The sequence below is a fragment of the Deltaproteobacteria bacterium genome, from assembly GCA_030654105.1.
Classification (GTDB): Bacteria; Desulfobacterota; SM23-61; order SM23-61; family SM23-61; genus JAHJQK01.
Genome location: JAURYC010000113.1, coordinates 1 through 4,221 on the forward strand (window position 1 = coordinate 1; position 4,221 = coordinate 4,221).

Genomic DNA, 4,221 nt, shown 5'->3' on the forward strand with positions numbered 1-4,221 from the left:
GGGCGCGATCCTTTACCTGGCCGCGGATGCATCCAGTTATGTAACCGGCCAGGTCATTGCCATAGACGGCGGAACCACCATATAGCCGCTGGAAATATAAAATCCGAAAATCTCGGGGAAGGCCGTAAAGCGGCTTTCCCGGTTAGCCGAACAACCCCAAGGTTATCTTCAACCAACATAACCTGAGGATTTCTTTTTGTAGATTGTGAACAGCGGTTGCTTACTTCGTAAAAAACCAATATTCTGGCGGCCATTGGAAAACAAACTTTTTTCCCCTCGGGAACGAATAAAGATCTCTTTCAATTATTCGAACCCCAGTCCTATGAGATCGCTAAGACCGATGAACTGACCTACCAGAAATTGGCGAAAGAAATTATTGGCCAAACGCTTGAGCACAAGAATAGAATCAATCAAAAAATAGCAGAACTGAAGCAGGCAAAGTAAAAGATCTGTTATTGAGCCCAACGAAACAAAAATGGGTTGACAATCTTTCCCCCCTCGATTAATAATACATCGCAATCATTTCGCTCATTCAACGAACCATTCCAAGCACCGGAGAAAGAATTTTGGAAGAGCCCCAGCAAAAATGGAAGGGAGTTCCTTTTCGTCTGCCTGTGGAAGAGGAGCTTATCGAGCGGGTCTCCTGGCTAATCCGTCTGCGCTGGTTCGCCGCCTTGGGGGTCGTAGTCACCACCCTGGTGGTGGGGACTCTCCTGCGCCTACCGACCCGGCAGGTGGAATTGTTTTTTGTCGGGGTGATCATCGCCGCCTACAACGCCGCCTTCCACCACCGCCTCAAAGTCCTCATGCGCAATCCCTCCGCCGGGGTCAAGCAGTTCAGTGATTTTGCCAGCCTGCAATTTTTCGTAGACTGGCTGGGTCTGGTTTTCCTGGTCCATTATTCGGGAGGGATTGACAGCCCGGTCATCTTTTACTTTATTTTCCACGCCATCATCGCCAGTATCCTCATTCCCCCCAGGGCCTGCTACTTTCATGCTACCGTTGGGGTTCTTCTGGTGGGGACTCTGGCCCTGCTGGAATTCTATGAAATCATCCCCCATGTGTCCGTCCCTGGATTCCTGATTCCCCACTTTCAGCAGCCTTTCTATGTCATGGGCACCTTCTTTTTCTTCGCCAGCGCGATTTATGTCTCCATCTATTTGGCCACTTCTATCACCCGCAGGCTTTGGGCTCGTACGCGCGAGTTGGCCAAACTGAAACAGCGGTTGGAGAGCGCCTATTACAAGACCCAGACCCTTTACGATATCGCCAAGGCGGCCACCTCGACCCTGAATTTTACTGAGGTGCTCAATACGATCGCTCAGCAGGCCACCAAGGCCATGAATGCCAAGGCCTGTTCGATCCGCCTGCTGGATGAGGAACGGCGCCAACTGTGGGTCGGGGCAGCCTACGGGCTGAGCGAGGAATATTTGTCCAAAGGCCCGGTGGATTTAAACAAAAGTTTAGTGGATCGAGGGGCGCTGCGCGGCAAGCCGGTGGCAGTTTTGGACGTAACCAAAGACCCAGGGTTCCAGTATCCCGAAGAAGCCCGGAAGGAAGGAATCCGTTCCGTACTTTGCGTTCCTTTGAGCGTGCGGGAACAAACCATTGGCGTTCTCCGGATGTATACAGGGGAAGTCCACCGCTTCACGGATGAGGAAATCGAATTTCTCTCCACCCTGGCCAGCCAAGGAGCGGTGGCTATCGAGAATGCCCGCACGTATCAGCGTTTGGAAGATCTGGAGCAGGCCAAGTCGGATTTCGTTTTTACAGTGGCCCACGAACTCAAATCACCCGTGGCGGCGATTCAGTCCATCCTCCGGGTTCTCTTGGAAGGATACGCCGGGGAAATTTTTCAAAAGCAAAAGGAACTGATCGGACGGGCGGAACGCAGGCTGATCGCCCTGCAAAGCCTCATCCGCGATCTGCTGGCCCTGGGGGCGCTTAAAGGAGCCCTTCCAGAAACCGAGAAGACCGATGTAATTCTGAATGGAGTCGTAAACCGGGTCGTGGACACCATCCATCCAGAGGTTGAAGAAAAAAATATCGAATTCACCGTAGAAGTCCCGGATACCCTTTTGACCATCAAGGGCAACGATGACGATCTGGAACGCCTGCTGGGTAACTTGTTGGAGAACGCCGTAAAATATACTCCACCGGGTGGCAAAGTGAGGTTACAGCTCAGCTTGGATAATAATACGCTCCGCCTCCTCGTCGCGGACACGGGGATCGGCATCTCGCCTGAATCCATGCCCCGCATATTCGAGGAATTTTATCGGGCTAAGAATGCCAAAGAGATGGGGCAAGAAGGTACGGGACTGGGTCTGTCTTTGGTCAAACATATTGTGGACCGTTACCACGGCGAGATAGGCGTCGAAAGCAAGCTTGGGGAGGGAAGCACTTTTATCGTCACCCTGCCCAGGGAATGATTCGAATGCGGATTGCCAAGTGCGGAATGCGGAATGGGGAACGAAGAATATGGAAGGTGAAAGGTGGAATGCGGAATGACGAGTGCGGAAGGCGGAACGAGAAAAATTAAGTTCCGAGTTTCGATTTAGAAATTCCGCAATCGGCATTCCGAAATCCGCAATTTTCTGTTTATGAGGGAGATCATAGGAAGTTGCCAACTGTTCCCGATAAAATAAGTAAACAACTTTACCCGCGCAGGGGAGCGCTTGATGAAAATTACCTTGGGTGACCATTCTCGGGTTTTTGGTAAAAAGATTAGCGACATGATCGGACAAAACATCGATGGATGTTATCAGTGCGGTAAATGCACGGCCGGCTGCCCGATCGCCTACGCCATGGAATCCCCTCCTCACGAAGTGATCCGCCTGGTGCAATTAGGGCGGGAAGAGGAAGCATTGGCTTCGCACACGATCTGGCTCTGCGCTTCGTGCGAGACCTGTACTTCCCGCTGCCCCAAGAATATTGACGTAGCCGCTGCCATGGATGCCCTGCGGGTCCTGGCCTTTCGCCAGGGACAGACAGGGGTGGAAAAAGAAATCACCCTCTTCCATAAACTCTTCCTGAAAGTCATCGAGCGCTTTGGTCGGGTGAATGACCTCCAGCTGATGGGAAGATATAACCTGCTTACCCTGAATCCGCTGAAGGATTGGCGGTTAGGGCGAAAGCTCTTGGCCAAAGGAAAGCTTAAGCTGACCACCCCCCCGGTGAAAGGGTTGCAGGAATTTCAGGAAATTATCAAGCGTGTTCTGGCCAAGCGGGGGGAGGGGGCATGAAATACGCCTATTACCCGGGATGCTCGCTTCATTCCACGGCTTCAGACTATCAGCAATCTATCGATTCCGTTTTTAAGAAGCTATCCATCGAATTGGAGGAAATAGAAGGTTGGACTTGTTGCGGGGCCTCGGCCGCCCATGTTACCGACGATCTCCTGCCTCTGGTCCTGCCGGCCAAGGATCTTCTGCAAGCGGAGAAAATGGGCCTGGAAGTTTTAGCTCCTTGTGCTGCTTGTTATAACCGTATGCGTTTGACTACCCATAAGCTGCGGGAGAACGCGGAATTGAGAAGGAAGGTCAATCAGATTTTACGCGGTGATTATGAGGGAAAGGTCAAGGTGCGTCACATCTCGGATGTTGTGGTTAACGAGTATGGCCTGGAAGCCATTGCCAAACTCCTGGTAAAGGATCTGAATGGTTTGAAGGTGGTTTGCTATTACGGTTGCTTATCAGCCCGGCCGCAAAAGATTGTTGCCTTCGATGACCCGGTTTACCCTTCTTATCTTGACCGGTTAATTCAGACCCTGGGGGGGGAGGCCATTGAGTGGCCCTTCAAGACTGAATGTTGCGGGGGCTCTTTCTCGGTTTCCAAAAAGGATGTCGTCCTGAAGTTGACCCACGATTTGCTGGATATGGCCCAAGACCTTGGGGCTGAGGCCATTGTGGTTGATTGCCCTCTTTGCCAGTTTAACCTGGATTTCCGCCAGGAAGAAGTGGAAAAGAAATATGGGGCCCACTTCGCCCTGCCAGTTTTTTATTTCACCCAGTTACTGGGCGTTGGCCTGGGCCTGCGGGGGGAAGAACTGGGGTTGAAGAAATTAAACATCGATCCTTTTGCCCTCTTGGAAAAGAAAAACATCCAAATATAATTTTGCCACAGAGAACACAGAGGGCACAGAGGAAAATAAAAATAAAAGACCAAAGCTAAGACTGATCGTTGATTTATTTGTTTTGGTACTGGCTTTTTAATCATTCTTAT

3 protein-coding genes are annotated in these 4,221 nt (G+C 51.2%); all 3 read left to right on the forward strand.

Going from position 1 to position 4,221, the window contains the following annotated elements; all coding sequences use genetic code 11:
• The first annotated feature begins 566 nt into the window (after positions 1 to 566).
• Positions 567 to 2,429: an ATP-binding protein gene (locus Q7V48_04370; protein ID MDO9209970.1), complete on the forward strand. Its 1,863-nt coding sequence runs from the start codon at positions 567 to 569 to the stop codon at positions 2,427 to 2,429.
• 249 nt (positions 2,430 to 2,678) lie between these two features.
• The gene (locus tag Q7V48_04375) at positions 2,679 to 3,242 is read left to right on the forward strand and encodes a 4Fe-4S dicluster domain-containing protein (GenBank protein ID MDO9209971.1); all 564 of its coding nucleotides are present in this window, start codon (positions 2,679 to 2,681) and stop codon (positions 3,240 to 3,242) included.
• Positions 3,239 to 4,111: a CoB--CoM heterodisulfide reductase iron-sulfur subunit B family protein gene (locus Q7V48_04380; protein ID MDO9209972.1), complete on the forward strand. Its 873-nt coding sequence runs from the start codon at positions 3,239 to 3,241 to the stop codon at positions 4,109 to 4,111. The genes Q7V48_04375 and Q7V48_04380 overlap by 4 nt, the downstream gene beginning before the upstream one ends.
• The last annotated feature ends 110 nt before the right edge of the window (positions 4,112 to 4,221 follow it).